Origin of the sequence: Hymenobacter sp. B1770 (assembly GCF_049896385.1) — a bacterium.
GTDB lineage: Bacteria > Bacteroidota > Bacteroidia > Cytophagales > Hymenobacteraceae > Hymenobacter.
The window spans coordinates 70,522-86,786 of record NZ_JAFCUF010000007.1 but is presented as its reverse complement, the minus strand read 5'-3'; the positions used below and the strand labels follow the sequence as shown (position 1 = coordinate 86,786).

Below are 16,265 nucleotides of genomic sequence, written 5' to 3'. Positions count from 1 at the left end.
TACGAAAGCCTAGCGCGATAAGGCCCTTCGCTGCGCTCAGGATGACCCCGATTTAAATAACACACGACCCCACATGGCAGAGCAAAAAATCACCATCAAAAACGGCAAACTGAATGTACCAGACAAGCCAACCATTCCCTTCATTGAGGGCGATGGTACGGGTCCAGACATTTGGGCGGCTTCCAAGCTTGTATTCGATGCAGCCGTTGAGAAGGCCTATGGGGGCAAAAAGCAGTTGATGTGGAAGGAAGTGCTGGCCGGTGAGAAAGCCTACAAGCAAACCAATAACTGGCTGCCCAACGAAACCCTCGACGCATTCCGCGAATACTTGGTGGGCATCAAAGGCCCCCTGACTACGCCCGTGGGGGGAGGAATCCGCTCGCTGAACGTCGCCCTGCGCCAGGAGCTGGACCTGTACGCCTGCGTGCGCCCCGTGCGCTACTACGACGGCGTGCCCTCGCCCGTGCGCCAGCCCGAGCTGACCGATATGGTCATCTTCCGCGAAAACACCGAAGACATCTACGCCGGCATCGAGTACATGAACGGCACGCCTCAGGCTCAGAAAATGCTGGAATTCCTCCAGGATGAGATGGGCGTGAAGAAGATTCGTTTCCCCGAGTCGTCCTCGTTCGGCATCAAGCCGGTGAGCAAGGAAGGTACCGAGCGCCTCGTGCGCGCGGCCATCAACTACGCGCTGCTGCACAAGAAGCCTTCGGTGACCATCGTGCACAAGGGCAACATCATGAAGTTCACCGAGGGTGCCTTCAAGACCTGGGGCTACGAGTTGGCCGAGAAGGAATTCGGCAGCAAGGTGTTTACCTGGGCGCAGTACGACAAAATCGTGGCCAAGCAAGGTGTGGCCGTGGCCGACGCCCTGCAGAAGCAGGCCCAGGAGCAAGGCAAGCTCATCATCAAGGACAGCATCGCCGATGCTTTCCTGCAGCAGATTCTGTTGCGCCCCGCCGAGTACTCGGTAGTGGCCACCCTGAACCTGAACGGTGACTACATCTCCGACGCCTTGGCAGCCATCGTGGGCGGCATCGGCATCGCGCCCGGCGCCAACATCAACTACCTGACCGGCCACGCCATCTTCGAAGCGACCCACGGCACCGCGCCCAAGTACGCCAACCAGGACAAGGTGAACCCCGGTTCGGTTATCCTGTCCGGCGTGATGATGCTGGAGCACCTGGGCTGGAAAGAAGCCGCTGCCCTCATCAACAAAGGCCTCGAAGCCGCCATCGCCAGCAAGCGCGTCACCTACGACTTCGAACGCCAGATGGAAGGCGCCACCCTGCTGAAAACGAGCGAATTCGGTCAAGAGATTGTGAACAATATGTAGTAGCTTGGCTGCTGCCTAAGCAACAACAGAAACCCCCGCGTCGGCTTTGGCTGGCGCGGGGGTTTAGTTTTTGGAAACTATGAATGCGGTAAGCAAGAACTTGCTCCTGATAACTAGCGCCTCGCTTCTCTCCTCCATTTCTGTTTTAAGCTTGTTGGTTATAGGGGTAAACAGGAAAAGGATTTTGGGGACGGAGTGGGACAATGATGGACCAGCAAGCTTTGGGTTTGCTGGACAATTTATTATGCCATTTATGTTACTGTCAATGCTTCTAATGTCGTATGCGTTACTGCTTTGGATGTTGCGTTGGCATATCTGGCCTAATGCCATGGTCAGATTCGGCGTGTTCCTCATTATTATGCTTCCTGCTATTTCTTTCTGGGGATCACAACAAGAATGGATGAGAAACCAAGTTTTATTTAAATAACCTTAATAATGCTCGTCATCCTCCGCGTTGACGTATTGGCTCTTTTTTATAGCAACGAATCGAATAAAACCCGCGCCTGGCGCGAATTCATCGCAGCTTAACTCGCGCCAAGGTAAAGCCAGGGCAATCCCATTGCAGCCACTACTTCCCACCTGTCTTCAAATCCCGAAATACATTATTCAGCCCTTCCGCCCAGATGGGATGCGCGAAAATCATATCCTGAAGCTGCTGGTACTTCAGCCGCCCGGCCATAGCGACCTGGATGACGGCCATGATTTCACCGGCTTCGGGGCCGAGTAGGGTGGCTCCGAGCAGCCGGTCGTCTTTGCCGACGAGCACCTTCCAGAATCCTAACGACTTGTTAGTGTGCTGGGCCCGGCCAATGGTGCGGATGGGCATGGTGGCCACGCGGTAGGGAATTTTTTCTTCCTGGGCTTGGCCTTCGCTGGGGCCGATGCGGGCCATGGGCGGGTCGGTGAAAACCACGTAGGGGAGGGGGCGCTCGCGGGCTGAGCGTTTGCGGCCGTGCAGCAGGGCGTCGCGCACAATGCGGTAGTCGTCGTAGGCCAAGTGCGTGAACTGCGGGCCGGGGTGAACGTCGCCCAGCGCGTACACGCCCTTTACGTTGGTTTGCAGGTTGTTATTGACCAGGATGTAGCCTTTTTCGTCGGTTTTGATGCCGGCTAATTCCAGGCCTAGTTTGTCGGAGTTGGGGCGGCGGCCGGTGGCTACCAGCAAGTGAGAGCCGCGCAGGCGTCGCTCGCCCTGTTTGGTTTGGGCTGCTACCGTAATGTTGCCACTGGCACTGCGACTTACGCTGTGGGCTCGCGCGCCCATCACAAAGTCAATGCCCTCTTTACTCAGAGCTTCCTGCAGGCCTTGGCACACGTCGTCGTCTTCGCGCTCTAGTAGTTGGGGGCCAGCTTCTATCACGGTGACGCGGCTGCCGAAGCGGCGAAACATCTGACTAAACTCCAGGCCGATGTAGCCGCCTCCCAGGATGAGGAGGTGCTCGGGCAGCTCCTTGAGGTCAAGCAGCTGGGTGGTGGTCAGGTAGCCGGTATCGGCCAGCCCATCCACGTCGGGGATGGCGGCGCGGGTGCCGGTATTGATGAAGATGAGCGGGGCCATAATGTCCTGCGTGCGGCCGTTGGCTAGGCTTACGTGCAGGGAATGCGCCGCCGTGAAGGCCGCATGGCCTTCGAGCAGGGTAATGTTGTCTTGCTTCTTGGTGAGGCTGGCACGGATGCCGTCGCGCATAGCAGCAACCACACCGTCTTTGCGGGCCACGGCGGCGGCCAGGTCGACGCGGAGGTCGGTGGCGCTGGTTGTTTCAGGGGCCGCTACCTGGGCGGCGGTGCGAATATGGTGCAGGCGGTCGGCGGTAGCCAGGAGGGTTTTGGTGGGCGAGCAGCCGTAGTTGATGCAGGAGCCGCCCAGCCGGTTTTCCTCAACCATTGCCACTTGGCGGCCCGCGTTGGCAAGCGAGGTGGCCAGGGGATTTCCAGCTTGGCCAGAACCGATAATGATGGCGTCGAAAGCAGTAGCAGGCATTAGCAGGTATGGTAAGCAGTGGGATATGCCATACATACGGTTCCGCTTGCCAATGTAACCGAGAGCTTATCGGAAAAAGAGAAGTTAGTTAGTCGTTGAGGCTTGTAGAAGCATCTCGCTCCCATCTTGGAACCTCATACATGAGGCTGCGTCCTGCATCACATTATGCCTACAACACAAGCATCCCAAAATACTGTTCTTTGACCTTCGCACTCTGAGCTCATCCAGAAATAAGCGGGAAAGTCCGGCGAAAACGCGAAATTGCCGTATCAGGCGTTGTTTTGCCTTTTTCCTGCTTTGCCATATCCCATGAAGCACCTGTTGCGCTTTGCCTATTTACCCTTCCTAACCGGCCTCACCAGCTGTGCCTCACTGTATTTTCCGCCTCCGCCTCACGCGCCGTTGCTCACACACCAGGGAGAGGCCTACGGTTCTATCAGCACCAACCTCCAAAATAATTTCGCCTTGCAAGGCGCCTACGCAGTCACTGACCATCTGGGCGTTGCTGGCACGTTTTCATCGCTCAATCGCGACCGGACTCGTAAAACAGAGAACCTCGGTTTTGGCGAGCTCAGCGTAGGCTATTTCACCCGCCTGCCCGACAAGCGCGTGCTGGAAGTGTACGTCGGAGCCGGGGGCGGCAGCACCCAGCGCGTCGAGCGCGACGCTGAGAAAGTTACCTCCCGCACGCTGGACGGCAGCCTGTCCAAAATTTTCACTCAGGTAAACTACGCCCGCAAGAAAAGCGACAACCTCCGCCTGTTCAAGCGCGATTTCCCCTTGACCTACGGCGCTGCCCTGCGCATGAGCTACATGCAGCTCAATAACTTTCGCATCGACGGCCAGGTTGCCCCCGGTGAGAACAACGTGTTTTTTGAGCCCATCACTTTCACCCGCACCCAGATTGCGGGGCCCGTGCAACTGCAGATAATGAGCGGCCAGATTTTTGGCTTCCGGAACAACAAGTTTCTCAAGGCCGCTAACTCGGTGTTTCAGATAGGAATTGTCGTTAATCTGGACCCCAAGGGATTTATGGGCGAGTAGTTAACTTTTTGTGAAGCAAAAATTTGCAGTGTTAACCAGCGCCAGATTGTTATAGCAACAAAAAAGCCTCAGCTTCTGCTGAGGCTTTTTTGTAATTGAATGCATCGCTGCACCAAGCGGGTATTACTTGCCGCCCAGCACGCGCAGCATGGTGTCGCCAATCTCAGCGGGCGAATCCACCACGTGGATGCCGCACTCGCGCATGATGGCCATTTTAGCAGCAGCCGTGTCATCGGCACCGCCTACGATGGCACCGGCGTGGCCCATGCGGCGGCCGGGAGGGGCCGTCTGGCCGGCGATGAAGCCTACTACGGGCTTCTTGTTGCCAGTTTCTTTAATCCAGCGAGCAGCTTCGGCTTCCATGCCGCCACCGATTTCGCCTATCATCACGATGCCTTCGGTCTCGGGGTCATTCATCAGCAATTCAACCGCCTGCTTGGTGGTGGTGCCGATGATGGGGTCGCCGCCGATGCCGATGGCCGTGGTCTGGCCCAAGCCGGCTTTGGTGAGCTGGTCAACGGCTTCGTAGGTCAGGGTACCTGACTTGGAAACGATGCCGATTTTGCCTTTGGTGAAGATGAAGCCGGGCATGATGCCCACTTTGCACTCGCCGGCGGTCATTACGCCGGGGCAGTTCGGTCCAATCATCGTGATGCCTTCCCGGTCTTTCAGGTAGTGCTTCACGGCAATCATGTCCTTGGTGGGAATGCCCTCGGTGATGGTGATGATGACCTTGATGCCCGCATCGGCCGCTTCCATGATGGCGTCGGCGGCGAAAGCCGGGGGCACGAAAATAATGCTGGTGTCGGCGCCGGCTTTCTCCACGGCTTCGGCCACGGTGTTGAATACGGGACGGCCCAGGTGCTCAGAACCGCCTTTGCCGGGCGTTACGCCGCCCACCACGTTGGTACCGTAGTCCATCATCTGCTGGGCATGGAACGAACCTTCGGAGCCCGTAAAGCCCTGCACGATAACCTTGGAGTTTTTATTAACCAGAACGCTCATTCGTAGGTGTTTTTTGGGAAATTGATGGAGTGAGAAGGAAAGCCCGGACGGGCAATGGTGCTGCAAAAGTAGGGCTTTTTAGGGGCGCGGCAAGGCACGTCTACGTTGAAAGACTGAGGAGTGCGTACGATGGCCGAACAACGGTATTACTACGGAATTAGGTGGGTGTTGCGAATCCTGGCGCGAGCGGAATCGTTTTTATATCGACTGTTAGTCGCTGTGCTTCCATTTTGACTTGCTCACGGACGTGCAGATGCAAAGCAGATGCCTGTGACCATCGACTTTACTAGGGCTGTGCTACGGTGGCAATATGGCCAAAGTATCAGACGAATTCGCTTTATCTAATCTATTTTGTTAGGAGATATCAGCAGTGAAACACTTCCCTTTCGCCTTGCTACTAAGCTGGTGCTTGTTCTTCACCAGTTGCACTAATAAAGACGGCTCCGCCTTTCCGAGCACCGCGATAACGATTCCCGAGCAGGGCATGTCGCGCCTGGAAACGCCCCGGGACCTCGACCCCCTGCTCAACCAACTGGGCACGGCTCGCTACGCCCTGCTGGGCGAAGCCTCGCACGGTACCACCGAGTTTTATGCCTGGCGCAGCGCCATCACCAAGCGCCTGATTCAGGAGAAAGGCTACACCCTTATTGGAGTTGAGGGCGACTGGCCGGATATGTACGAGCTCAACCGCTACGTGAAAGGGGCTAACAACGGCACGTCGGCGACGGCCGTGCTGCAGCGCCTCACCCGCTGGCCCACCTGGATGTGGGCTAATACCGAAATTGCCGACCTAGCCGAATGGCTGCGGACGTACAACAGCACCCAGCCAGCTGCCCGCAAAGTGGGCTTCTACGGCCTCGACGTCTATAGCCTATGGGAGTCGTTGCAAAGCATTCGCTCTAATTTTCCGGAGGCTGACCCAGCCACGCGCCAAGCCGTTGATGCCGCTCTGGACTGCCTTGGCCCCTACAACCAAAGCGACGAGGCCTACGGCCGCGCCACCATGGGCGGCGCCAGTTGCGCCGAGGCGGTAGCCAATGTGCTCACTGCCGTGCGCAACCGCATGAAAACCCTGCCGCCCGGCCACGAAGGGGCTTTCAATGCTGAACAAAATGCCTTGGTCGCCGTGAACGCTGAGCGCTACAACCGCGCGGCCGTGCGCAGCAGCAGCACCTCCTGGAACATCCGCGACCAGCACATGGCTGAGACCATTGATCGGTTAATGAGTTTCCATGGGTCAAATGCCAAGATTGCCGTGTGGGAGCACAACACCCACGTGGGCGACGCCCGCCACACCGACATGGCCAACCGCGGCGAAGTGAACGTGGGTCAGCTCATGCGCGAACAACACGCGTCGGCGGGTGTGTATATCGTGGGCTTTGGCACCTATGCCGGCACTGTAACTGCAGCGCCGCGGTGGGGCGGACCTGTGACGACCATGCCCGTGCCAGCAGCTAAAAGCGGCTCTTGGGAAGCTGTCATTCATGAGCAGCGGCCTGGCAACAACCTGTTCCTGCTGGACTCTTGGCGCGGTAACGACCAGCTGAACCAACGCCGCGGCAACCGCGCCATCGGTGTGGTGTACAACCCCGCGAGTGAAAGCGGCAATTACGTGCCCACCAACCTGCCGCACCGCTACGACGCCTTCATTTTCATTGAACAAACTCAGGCCCTGCGCCCCCTGCCAAATATGGGCGGGTGAGTAGCTGAGTCGGTCGGAGCCGGGGAACTGATTCAGCTTACTAAGGATTAGTAAAGCTGCCAAACCGCAAGGATGGCGCGGCCTGCTGCTTCCACGAAGAGAGAAAGCAGCAGGCCGCATAATACCAATAAGCATGTGGTTTGCCTGCGCCTCCCCGCCGGAATTTGTACCTTTGCTCCTTAATTAAGACTTAGCCCCACCCAAGTTAATCAATGTATTTTAACCACGTCATCGAGGCCGTTGGCCATACTCCACTCGTTAAGCTCAACAAGGTAACCGACGGTATCAAAGGCACTATTTTAGCCAAAGTAGAGTATTTCAACCCCGGCAACTCGGTGAAAGACCGCATGGCCATCCGCATGATTGAGGATGCCGAAAAGGCTGGCCTCATTCAGCCCGGCGGCACCATCATCGAGGGCACCAGCGGCAACACCGGCATGGGCCTGGCTTTGGCCGCCATTGCCAAAGGCTACAAAACGGTGTTTGTCATGAGCGACAAGCAGAGCAAGGAAAAGCAGGACATCCTGCGCGCCGTGGGCGCCGAAGTAGTGGTGTGCCCCGTCGACGTGGCCCCTGAAGACCCACGCAGCTATTATTCCGTAGCCAAGCGCTTGAGTCAGGAAACGCCCAATTCTTTCTATCCCAACCAGTACGACAATCTGTCGAACGCTGCTGCGCACTACGACAGCACCGGCCCGGAAATTTGGAACGGCACCGAGGGCCAAATCACACACTACGCCTGCGGTGTGGGCACGGGCGGTACTATTTGCGGCGCTAGCAAGTACCTGAAAGAGCAGAACCCCGCCGTGGTCACCATTGGCCTCGATACCTACGGCTCGGTTTTCAAGAAATACAAGGAAACCGGGATTTTCGACGAGAACGAAATCTATCCTTACAAAACTGAAGGCATCGGCGAAGACATTCTGCCCAAGAATGTGAATTTTGACCTGATTGATTTATTCATAAAAGTGACCGACCAAGACGCTGCCGTCATGACGCGCCGCTTGGCCAAAGAGGAAGGCTTGTTCGTGGGCTGGTCGTGCGGCTCGGCCGTGTACGGCGCCCTGGAGTATGCCCGTGAGCACTTGAAGGAAGACGATACCATGGTTATTGTGTTGCCCGACCACGGCACTCGCTACCTTGGAAAAATCTACAACGACGACTGGATGCGGGCGCAGGGCTGGCTATAAACGGCCCGACTATTGTGGGAGTGCGCCAAGGTTGCTATCTTCGTAAAAGCTAGAAATCAATCACTATACATGTCTGCTAATTTGAATCACATTGTACTGGTAGACGATAACGAGACCACCAGCTTTCTAAACAATCGCCTGTTGGGTCGTTTGGCAGTTGCCGACCACGTGAGCACCTTCTCGCGCGCCGATGAGGCCTTCGAGCAGCTGTGGGGCGACACTACGGGCGACAGTTCGACTCCCGCACCCGACTTGGTGTTCGTGGACCTGAAGATGCCCGGTATCTCCGGCTTTGAGTTCCTGGAGCTGTATAATGCTCTTCCTCAGCCTGTACAGGACAAAACGGTGATGGCCGTGCTCACCACCTCCATGCACGGCGCCGATACGGCCCGCGTGGCTAAGTACCCCAATGTCGAATACCTGACCAAACCTCTTACCGAGGAAAAGATGCGCAAACTGCTGGAGAAGCGCTTTCAGTAAGCGCTGGCAACGCTTGCTGGAATCTCGCAAGCCAAGCAGCTTCTGAATCAAAACCAAGCTGCGTTGCTGGTTTTCCCAAGTCATAGAAGAAGCCCCGACCAAGTGGTCGGGGCTTTTTTTATGCGGTAGCCAAATTGCCCTATTTTTATTGTTCCCAGCCGCTCGCCATATGATTACGCCACAACAAACTGCCCAGCCAGAACAAGAAAAACGACTAGCGGCCCGGGCAGCCCTGCGCTGGGTGCGCAGCGGCATGTTAGTGGGGCTGGGCAGTGGCAGCACTGCGGCTTTTTTTATCGCCGCGCTAGGCGAATCCATCCGCCAGAGCGACTTGCAGGTGCAGGCCACAGCCACTTCCCTGGCCAGCGAAGCCCTAGCCCAACAGGCTGGCATTCCCCTTGTGGAACCCCGGCGCGGATTGCGTTTCGATCTTACCGTGGATGGCGCCGATGAGCTCGATGCGCAGCTGAGGCTAGTGAAAGGCGGAGGCGGGGCGCTGCTCCGCGAAAAGGTGTTGGCTACTGCTTCCGATTACCTGCTCATCGTCGCTGACTCTTCGAAAGTGGTGACGCAACTTGGCCGGTTCCCTCTGCCCCTGGAAGTGGTGCCTTTTGCGCTGCCTTGGGTACTGGACGCCGTGGCGGCTTTGGGCGGCGCTCCGGTGTTGCGGTCAATGAAAAACGACTCTATGGAAGCAGCACGCTCCGACCAAAATAACTTTCTGGTGGATTGCCACTTTGAGGCCGTGCCGGAACCCGAACGGCTCGCCCTTCACCTGCAGGGCATTCCCGGCATCGTGGAGCACGGCTTGTTTCTAGGATTGGCGCAGGCCGCTGTGGTGGCCCGCGGGGCCGAAGTGCTGGTGCTGCAGCCCGGAAAGGAGCCCGTGGCCGCCGCAAGCTTCAGCATACCGCTGTAAGGGACTGGCTGCTTCGAAAAATCAGGCTTCGGAGAGGAGAGATGCTGCTGCGTCATCCAGGAACCAATGCAGCTCGCCGACGGGCGTTATTAGCTGGGCAGGGAAGCGTGCAGGGTCGTGAGTTCCGTTCAGCACCCGCTCGACTGCGCTTGCTTTGCCGGCCCCGTATACCAGGAAAGCCACGGCCCTCGCCTGATTTAGGAGCGGTGCGGTCAGCGTTATTCGGTACACTTGCTTGTCTTCCAGAAACACCTCCCTGGCGGCCGCCTGTGTTTCCTGCAGCACGGGCGTGTGCGGAAAAAGCGAAGCCGTGTGCGCATCATCGCCCAGGCCAAGCAAGACCAGGTCAAATTGGGCGCCGGCGCCGAAAAAGAACTGCTCCAGGCTGCGGGTGTAGGCCTGTGCTGCCGCCGCCGGGGGCAGCGAAGTATCGACGGCAAATACCTGTTCAGGCAAAATGCCTAGTGGAGCCAATAGCGCCGTTCTAGCCATCAGGTAGTTGCTCTCGGCGTCGGTGGGCGGCACGTAGCGCTCATCGCCGAAGAAGAAATAAACCTGCCCCCAGCTCACGCTGTCGCGGAAGGCAGCCGAGGCCAGCAGCTCATACAGCTTGCGGGGAGAGCTGCCGCCCGAGAGCGCTACCACAAACCGGCCCCGGGCCGTAATGGCCTGGCCGGCCAGCTCACAGAAATAATTGGCCAAATGGTGCAGTACTTCGTCGGCGGTGGGGTGAATGTGGAGCGGCATGGGCTATTTGTTACCGTTGAGGGGAAGCGTGAACCAGTGGAAGCCGTCGCGGGCAATCAGGGCCTCGGCCAGTTCCGGACCCCACGAGTCGGCGGAGTAGTTGGGGAAACTTTGGCTGGTACGGCCTTCCCACGATTTCAGAATGGGCATGATGAGGTCCCAGGCCGCCTCTACCTGGTCGCCGCGCATGAAAAGCGTCTGGTCGCCGAGCATGGTGTCGAGCAGCAGCGTTTCGTAGGCTTCGGGGGCCTGGTTGGTGTAGGTGCCTTTGTAGTCAAACACCATGTCCACGGTGTTGAGCATCATGTCGAGCCCGGGGCGCTTGGCCTGCACCTGCAGCCGGATGCTCATTTCGGGCTGAATGCTAATGATGAGGCGGTTTTGCTGCCAGCTCTCGGCCGTTTCGGGCGGGAAGATGTAGTGCGGCGCATCCTTGAACTGAATGGCAATGATGGACGCCGAGCGGTGCATGCGCTTGCCGGTGCGCACGTAGAATGGCACGCCCTGCCAGCGCCAGTTGTCCACGAAAAACTTCACCGCAGCGAAGGTTTCCGTGTTCGATTGGGGGTTGGCGCCCGCTTCCTCGCGGTAGCCGGGCACTTGTTGGCCTTCCATCCAGCCCGGGCCGTACTGCCCGCGCACGGCCGACTCCCGCACGTCTTCGGCGGAAAAACGGCGCATGGCGCGCAACACGTCCACCTTGCGGTTGCGCACTTCGTCGGCGTTGAAGTTAACGGGCGGTTCCATGGCCACCAGGCACAGCAGTTGCAGCAGGTGGTTCTGAATCATGTCGCGCATGGCGCCAGCGCCGTCGTAGTAGCCGCTGCGGTCGCCCACGCCGAGCTGCTCGGTCACCGAAATCTGCACGTGCTCTATGTAGTTGCGATTCCACAGCGGTTCGAGCAAGGCATTGGCAAAGCGGAAGGCCATGATGTTCTGCACCGTTTCCTTGCCCAGGTAGTGGTCGATGCGGTATATCTGGCACTCATCGAAAATCTCAGCCAGCAGGCGGTTCAGTTCGCGCGACGAATCCAGGTCGTGGCCAAAGGGCTTCTCCACCACAATGCGCGTGCGGTCCGTGTCGTCGGCCAGGTTGCTTTTGGCTAGGTTCGAGGCGATGATGGGGAAAAACTCCGGCGCCACGGCCAGGTAGAAAATGACGTTGGCCTGTACTTGCCACTCCTGCTCATATGCTGCGATGCGCTTGCCAAACTCCTTGTAAGTGGCCGCGTTCTTGACATCAGCCACCTGATACACCATGTGCTCCGAAAATTTGTTCCACTCGGATTTGGCGGCTTTGCCGGTGCGCGAAAACTCGTTGATGCCGTCCAGCATCCGCCCCCGGAATTCTTCATCCGACAGCTCAGTGCGGCCTGTGCCGATGAGGGCGAACTGCTCGGGCAGCCATCCACCCAGAAACAGGTGATAAAGGGCTGGTGCCAGCTTACGGGCATTCAAATCTCCAGTGCCGCCGAAAATCACGAAAATGGTCGGCGGAATCTTTTTAGTAGTGCTCATGGAAAGGCGGGTCTTGCAGAAGGAAAACAAGCGGCGGGCCGCCTACTTGTTCGGAATAACGGGCTGCTCGGTAGTGGCGGCGGGCCCCGTCTGCGTGGTGGTTGTTTTGTTGGCCGCGTCCTCGTGGGCAGGCGTCCACTGCGAGTGAAACACGCCCTCGTGGCCAATCAGCTCATAGGTGTGAGCCCCGAAGTAGTCGCGTTGCGCCTGAATCAGGTTGGAGGGCATGCGGGCGCTGCGCAAGCTGTCAAAATAGCCCAGCGAAGCCGCGTAGGCCGGCACGGCCAGTCCGGCCGCCGTGGCTGCTGCCACCACTGTGCGCGCGCCGGGCACGGCCTGGCTCACTTGCTGGCAAACCTGCTCATCGAGCAGCAAGTGCTCCAGTCCGGGGGCTTGTTGAAAAGCATTGAAAATGTCGTTGAGAAAACTGGAGCGGATGATGCAGCCGCCCCGCCATATTTTGGCGATATCGGCCAGCTGCAGGTTGTAGGCGTACTCCTCAGAGGCCTTCGCCAGCATCTGCATGCCCTGGGCATAGGTGATGACCATGTTGAAGAAAAAAGCTTCTTCCAGACTGGTCAGGAAAGCTTCCGGGTCGGAAGCCAGCGGCGCAGGGGCCGGGCCATAGAGCGTGGCCAGCTGCTCGCGCAGGGCTTTGGCCTTCGAAAGGTTGCGCAGGGCCACGGCCGTGTCGATGGTGGGCAGGGGCACTTCCAGGTCCATGGCCACCTGCGAGGTCCATTTGCCCGTGCCCTTGGAGCGGGCCTCGTCCTTGATGTCGTCGAGCAGCAAGTGGTCGGTGCCGGGGGCGCGGAAGGCAAAAATGTCCTTGGTGATGTCCAGCAAAAAGGACTGCAGCCGGCCGGCGTTCCACTGCGCGAAGACCTGGCCTATGGCGGCATTGTCGAGGCCCAGGCCGCGCTTCATTAGCTCGTAGGTTTCGGCAATGAGCTGCATAAGGCCGTATTCGATGCCGTTGTGCACCATTTTTACGAAGTGTCCGGACGCGCCCGGCCCGATGTAGGTTACGCAGGGCTGGCCGTCGTCGGCGCGGGCTGCAATGGCTTCGAACATGGGCTGCACCACCGCGTAGGCGTGCTGGTCACCGCCGGGCATCATGCTGGGCCCGAAGCGGGCGCCTTCTTCGCCGCCCGAAATGCCCATGCCGAAGAAGTGGAAGCCGGCAACGGCCAGCGCGGCCGCGCGGCGGTTGGTATCGGTAAAGTAGGAGTTGCCGCCATCGATGAGGATGTCGCCGGGCGTGAGCAAAGGCAGCAATTCCTCAATCACGCTGTCGACAATCCGGCCCGCGGGCACCAGCAGCATAATGGACCGCGGTGTGTGCAGCTGCTGCACAAATTCAGCAATGTCGGTGAATCCCTGCACGGGTTTGCCGGCTCCTTCCTCGGCCAGCAGCTGGATTTTTTCGGCGTCCTTGTCGTAGCCAGCCACGGCAAAATCGTGGTCGGCGAGGTTCAGCAGCAGGTTGCGGCCCATGGTGCCCAGCCCAATCATGCCTAAGGAGAAGGAATTCAGCGGTGTGCTCATACGAATGCGTTGCAGTACAGTGAAAGGTGAGAGGTCAAAACGCAGGCGGCCGTGCAGACATGCCTCGCCACTGGCGCCTGCCAATAGCGCATATCCGCCCGCTTGCCTAGCCGAAATTCTAAAGAACAGCCGGTTTGCCCGCTCCAGATTAGCGGCAGAAGCAGCGGCCGCCTTTGGTAGGAATGCAAGGCCATAGCCTACTTGCTTACGGTAAAGGCTGTGCTTACAGCCACCCAAGCCGATGCTACAGTGCGGCCCAGTGCTCCCTACATAACGCCCAGCCGATTTTCTGAGGCAAGAAAAGAATGCGCGGACTGTTGAAAATCAGGGTCAATTGAATTTCAACAACCAGTCCCTTCGGAGATTTGCCGCTGCGCAGAGCCCGCTAAAAGGGCGCAACTCAATCGGAGTCGCGCCCTTTTATTTTAGTCTTAATTCGGTCGAAGACTCCCCTGATTCCTTCATTCTTCTGCTTAACTAAAATGTAGCGCACCGAGAAGGCAGTCGGAAACCGGTTCCAGTCGCCAGACCCAAACTCGATGGTGGGCTTAAAGTCAAGAGAAAGCACAATGGGCACAAAGGCGATTTTGTATTCAGCGCCCACTATGCCGTCGAAACCCCAAAAAGCGCCTTCGTCGCGGTGGTTGCCCACGTGTGCGCCGGCACCGAAATAGTAGTTCAGGCTGGGGCCGAGGATGCCGAAGTGGCGCTCGGCCAGCACAGTGGCGCTCCGTTCGCGGGGCGAGAACATGGCTAGGCCCTCCAGCGTGGTTTTGGGCACCACCAGCTGCTGCACGGTGAGGCCGTAGCTGCCGCCGCCAGCACGGAGGCCGGCAGCGGTGCGGTACTTCTGCGCAACGGCCGGTTGCACCACAGCAAGCGCCAGGAGCAGGGCCAGCCTCGGTAGTGCACGCCAAAGCCGTTGAAACGAGAAAAGCGAAAGCATAGAGTTAGATAACGTTAAGCGAAGCCAGGCCGAGCGCTGGCATGAACCGCCCGCCGGGCATGGCGACCTAGTACGTAGCAGAGCAACCAAAAATTGCTTTTTGGCAGTAAAAACAAAAAGGCCACGCTTACTCTACAGCAGCTACGAAGGCGAATTGTTGGCCATCGAACAGGCCTTTGTCGCTTAGCTTTAAGCTGGGAATCACTAGCAGAGCCATGAACGACAGCGTCATAAACGGGGCGCCTAGCGGCGAGCCCAGCTGCTTGGCCAGCGCATCGACGGCGGCGTAGGCACTGGCCACGCCGGGGCCGTCCTGGTCCGACATGAGGCCGGCCACGGGCAGCGGCACCAGAATTTCCTGACCATCGGCGCCCACCGCGGCCAAGCCGCCTTTGGCGGCAATCACCAAGTTGACGGCCCGCGCCAGGCTGGCATCGTCGCAGCCCACGGCCGTGATGTTGTGCGAGTCGTGGCCTACGCTGCTGGCCAAGGCACCGTGCTTCAGGCCAAACCCGCGGATGAAAGCCAGGGCCGGCGCCACCTGCGGCAGGTAGCGGTTGATGACTGCCAGCTTGAGCACATCAGTGGCTACTTCGGGCACTACCAAGCCGCCTGCTACCCGGGCCGGAACGTCGACCCGCGCTGTGATGAGCTGGCCGTCGAAGCACTGAATGACGCGCAGCGTGGGCTGCCCGGGGCCGGGGGCAGGCAGCTGAAAATCTTCGGCCCGCACGGGCTGAGCGTGGAAATTATTGACCACGGCAATGGGCACGGCCGGTAGCCGCGCCTGCCCGTTTTCGGCCACCAGCTCGCCATTCAGATAGGTCTGGAGCACCTCGAAGCCCTGCAAGTTGCTTACCGTGATGAAGTCGGCAGGGTCGCCTTTTTCCAGCAGGCCTACGGGCAGGTTGTAATGCTTCACGGGGTTGATGCAGGCCACGCGCAGGACCTGAAACACGTCGTGGCCGAGGGCCACGGCGCGCTGCACCAGCTGGTTGATGTGGCCAAGCACGAGGGTGTCGGGGTGCTTGTCGTCGGAGCAGAACATCAGGTTGGCGTAGTGCTCGGGCAGCAGCTCGATGAGGGCATCGAAGTTGCGCGCGGCCGAGCCTTCGCGAATGAGGACTTTCATGCCCACGGCCAGCTTGTCGCGGGCTTCTTCGGCGGTAAAGCATTCGTGGTCCGTGCTGATGCCGGCACTGGCGTAGTGCGCGGCATCGTCGGCGCGCAGGCCGGGGGCGTGGCCGTCGACGGGGCGGCCAGCGGCCTGAGCAATGGCAATTTTAGCCATCACATCGGCGTCGCGGTGCAACACGCCGGGCCAGTTCATCATCTCGGCCAGGTAGCCAATTTTGGGGTTTTCGAACAGCCGGGCAATGTCGGTGGCGGTGATTTCGGCGCCGGCCGTTTCAAATGGCGTAGCCGGCACGCAACTGGGCGCCCCAAAGCAGAACTTGAACGGCGAATGGCTGGCATTTTCCAGCATGAACTCCACCCCGGCCACTCCCAGCACGTTGCCGATTTCGTGGGGGTCGGACACGGTAGCTACCGTGCCGTGCGTTACCGCCAGGCGGGCAAACTCCGTTGGCACCAGCAACGAGCTTTCCACGTGCACGTGGGCATCCACGAAGCCGGGCAGGGCGTAGGGGAGGGCCGCATCGGGCGAGGTGGCGCCCGTGGGCGTGATGCTGGCAATGCGGCCGCCTACCACCTCAATGGTGGCAGGCTGAATGGAACGAGCAAAGATGTCGACGACGTTGGCGAGGAGCGAAAAATCAGCGGAGGGCATGCGGGAAGCGAATAGTAGTGACGAGCCGGGCGGCCCAGCTGGCAAAGAACCTTAACT

The 16,265-nt window shown here is 59.0% G+C and carries 13 protein-coding genes and 1 pseudogene; 7 read left to right on the top strand and 7 right to left on the bottom strand.

Features of this window, described 5'->3' with window-relative positions; translation table 11 throughout:
* The first annotated feature begins 73 nt into the window (after positions 1–73).
* On the top strand, positions 74–1,339 hold the full coding sequence (icd, locus tag ACP7AJ_RS14955) for an NADP-dependent isocitrate dehydrogenase (protein ID WP_426061017.1): 1,266 nt from the start codon (positions 74–76) through the stop codon (positions 1,337–1,339).
* A gap of 79 nt (positions 1,340–1,418) precedes the next feature.
* Positions 1,419–1,766 carry a hypothetical protein gene (locus tag ACP7AJ_RS14950; protein WP_426061016.1) on the top strand — a complete coding sequence of 116 codons (348 nt, stop codon included), beginning with the start codon at positions 1,419–1,421 and terminating at the stop codon, positions 1,764–1,766.
* A gap of 141 nt (positions 1,767–1,907) precedes the next feature.
* Here ACP7AJ_RS14950 and ACP7AJ_RS14945 read toward each other — a convergent pair whose 3' ends face one another.
* Positions 1,908–3,320 carry a mercuric reductase gene (locus ACP7AJ_RS14945; RefSeq protein WP_426061015.1) on the bottom strand — a complete coding sequence of 471 codons (1,413 nt, stop codon included), beginning with the start codon at positions 3,318–3,320 and terminating at the stop codon, positions 1,908–1,910.
* 309 nt (positions 3,321–3,629) lie between these two features.
* Here ACP7AJ_RS14945 and ACP7AJ_RS14940 point away from each other — a divergent pair, with 309 nt between their 5' ends.
* Positions 3,630–4,364 carry a hypothetical protein gene (locus tag ACP7AJ_RS14940; RefSeq protein ID WP_426061014.1) on the top strand — a complete coding sequence of 245 codons (735 nt, stop codon included), beginning with the start codon at positions 3,630–3,632 and terminating at the stop codon, positions 4,362–4,364.
* Positions 4,365–4,487: 123 nt separating this feature from the next.
* Here ACP7AJ_RS14940 and sucD read toward each other — a convergent pair whose 3' ends face one another.
* A complete protein-coding gene (gene sucD / locus ACP7AJ_RS14935; protein WP_426061013.1) occupies positions 4,488–5,369 on the bottom strand; it encodes a succinate--CoA ligase subunit alpha in 882 nt (293 codons plus the stop codon).
* 370 nt (positions 5,370–5,739) lie between these two features.
* Here sucD and ACP7AJ_RS14930 point away from each other — a divergent pair, with 370 nt between their 5' ends.
* The 4 genes and pseudogenes from ACP7AJ_RS14930 to rpiA all read left to right on the top strand — a co-directional run bounded on the left by ACP7AJ_RS14930 (position 5,740) and on the right by rpiA (position 9,660).
* Entirely contained in the window at positions 5,740–7,071 is a 1,332-nt protein-coding gene (locus tag ACP7AJ_RS14930; RefSeq protein WP_426061012.1) for an erythromycin esterase family protein, read from the top strand.
* A gap of 212 nt (positions 7,072–7,283) precedes the next feature.
* Positions 7,284–8,258, top strand: a pseudogene (locus ACP7AJ_RS14925) (PLP-dependent cysteine synthase family protein); the annotation flags it as partial.
* Between the two features lie 72 nt (positions 8,259–8,330).
* Complete coding sequence (locus tag ACP7AJ_RS14920; RefSeq protein ID WP_426061011.1) at positions 8,331–8,741, top strand: response regulator; 411 nt, start codon at positions 8,331–8,333, stop codon at positions 8,739–8,741.
* A 169-nt stretch (positions 8,742–8,910) separates the two neighbouring features.
* Positions 8,911–9,660 carry a ribose-5-phosphate isomerase RpiA gene (gene rpiA, locus ACP7AJ_RS14915; RefSeq protein WP_426061010.1) on the top strand — a complete coding sequence of 250 codons (750 nt, stop codon included), beginning with the start codon at positions 8,911–8,913 and terminating at the stop codon, positions 9,658–9,660.
* A 21-nt stretch (positions 9,661–9,681) separates the two neighbouring features.
* Here the strand turns inward: rpiA and pgl are convergent, their stop codons facing one another.
* From pgl to ade, 5 genes are all read right to left on the bottom strand, one after another.
* A complete protein-coding gene (pgl, locus tag ACP7AJ_RS14910) occupies positions 9,682–10,407 on the bottom strand; it encodes a 6-phosphogluconolactonase (protein WP_426061009.1) in 726 nt (241 codons plus the stop codon).
* Between the two features lie 3 nt (positions 10,408–10,410).
* Positions 10,411–11,925 carry a glucose-6-phosphate dehydrogenase gene (zwf, locus tag ACP7AJ_RS14905; RefSeq protein ID WP_426061008.1) on the bottom strand — a complete coding sequence of 505 codons (1,515 nt, stop codon included), beginning with the start codon at positions 11,923–11,925 and terminating at the stop codon, positions 10,411–10,413.
* A 42-nt stretch (positions 11,926–11,967) separates the two neighbouring features.
* Positions 11,968–13,473 (bottom strand): NADP-dependent phosphogluconate dehydrogenase, encoded by a 1,506-nt coding sequence (gene gndA, locus ACP7AJ_RS14900; RefSeq protein WP_426061007.1) that lies wholly within the window; start codon positions 13,471–13,473, stop codon positions 11,968–11,970.
* Positions 13,474–13,873: 400 nt separating this feature from the next.
* Positions 13,874–14,419, bottom strand: a complete 546-nt coding sequence (locus ACP7AJ_RS14895; RefSeq protein ID WP_426061006.1) for a hypothetical protein — start codon at positions 14,417–14,419, stop codon at positions 13,874–13,876.
* Positions 14,420–14,546: 127 nt separating this feature from the next.
* Entirely contained in the window at positions 14,547–16,208 is a 1,662-nt protein-coding gene (ade, locus tag ACP7AJ_RS14890; RefSeq protein ID WP_426061005.1) for an adenine deaminase, read from the bottom strand.
* Positions 16,209–16,265: the final 57 nt, after the last annotated feature.

What these genes read in the sequence shown, in the direction of transcription:
- icd (WP_426061017.1), top strand. Translation starts at nt 74, where the DNA reads ATGGCAGAGCAAAAAATCACCATCAAAAACGGCAAACTGAATGTACCA.
- ACP7AJ_RS14950 (WP_426061016.1), top strand. Translation starts at nt 1,419, where the DNA reads ATGAATGCGGTAAGCAAGAACTTGCTCCTGATAACTAGCGCCTCGCTT.
- ACP7AJ_RS14945 (WP_426061015.1), bottom strand. Translation starts at nt 3,320, where the DNA reads ATGCCTGCTACTGCTTTCGACGCCATCATTATCGGTTCTGGCCAAGCT.
- ACP7AJ_RS14940 (WP_426061014.1), top strand. Translation starts at nt 3,630, where the DNA reads ATGAAGCACCTGTTGCGCTTTGCCTATTTACCCTTCCTAACCGGCCTC.
- sucD (WP_426061013.1), bottom strand. Translation starts at nt 5,369, where the DNA reads ATGAGCGTTCTGGTTAATAAAAACTCCAAGGTTATCGTGCAGGGCTTT.
- ACP7AJ_RS14920 (WP_426061011.1), top strand. Translation starts at nt 8,331, where the DNA reads ATGTCTGCTAATTTGAATCACATTGTACTGGTAGACGATAACGAGACC.
- rpiA (WP_426061010.1), top strand. Translation starts at nt 8,911, where the DNA reads ATGATTACGCCACAACAAACTGCCCAGCCAGAACAAGAAAAACGACTA.
- pgl (WP_426061009.1), bottom strand. Translation starts at nt 10,407, where the DNA reads ATGCCGCTCCACATTCACCCCACCGCCGACGAAGTACTGCACCATTTG.
- zwf (WP_426061008.1), bottom strand. Translation starts at nt 11,925, where the DNA reads ATGAGCACTACTAAAAAGATTCCGCCGACCATTTTCGTGATTTTCGGC.
- gndA (WP_426061007.1), bottom strand. Translation starts at nt 13,473, where the DNA reads ATGAGCACACCGCTGAATTCCTTCTCCTTAGGCATGATTGGGCTGGGC.
- ACP7AJ_RS14895 (WP_426061006.1), bottom strand. Translation starts at nt 14,419, where the DNA reads ATGCTTTCGCTTTTCTCGTTTCAACGGCTTTGGCGTGCACTACCGAGG.
- ade (WP_426061005.1), bottom strand. Translation starts at nt 16,208, where the DNA reads ATGCCCTCCGCTGATTTTTCGCTCCTCGCCAACGTCGTCGACATCTTT.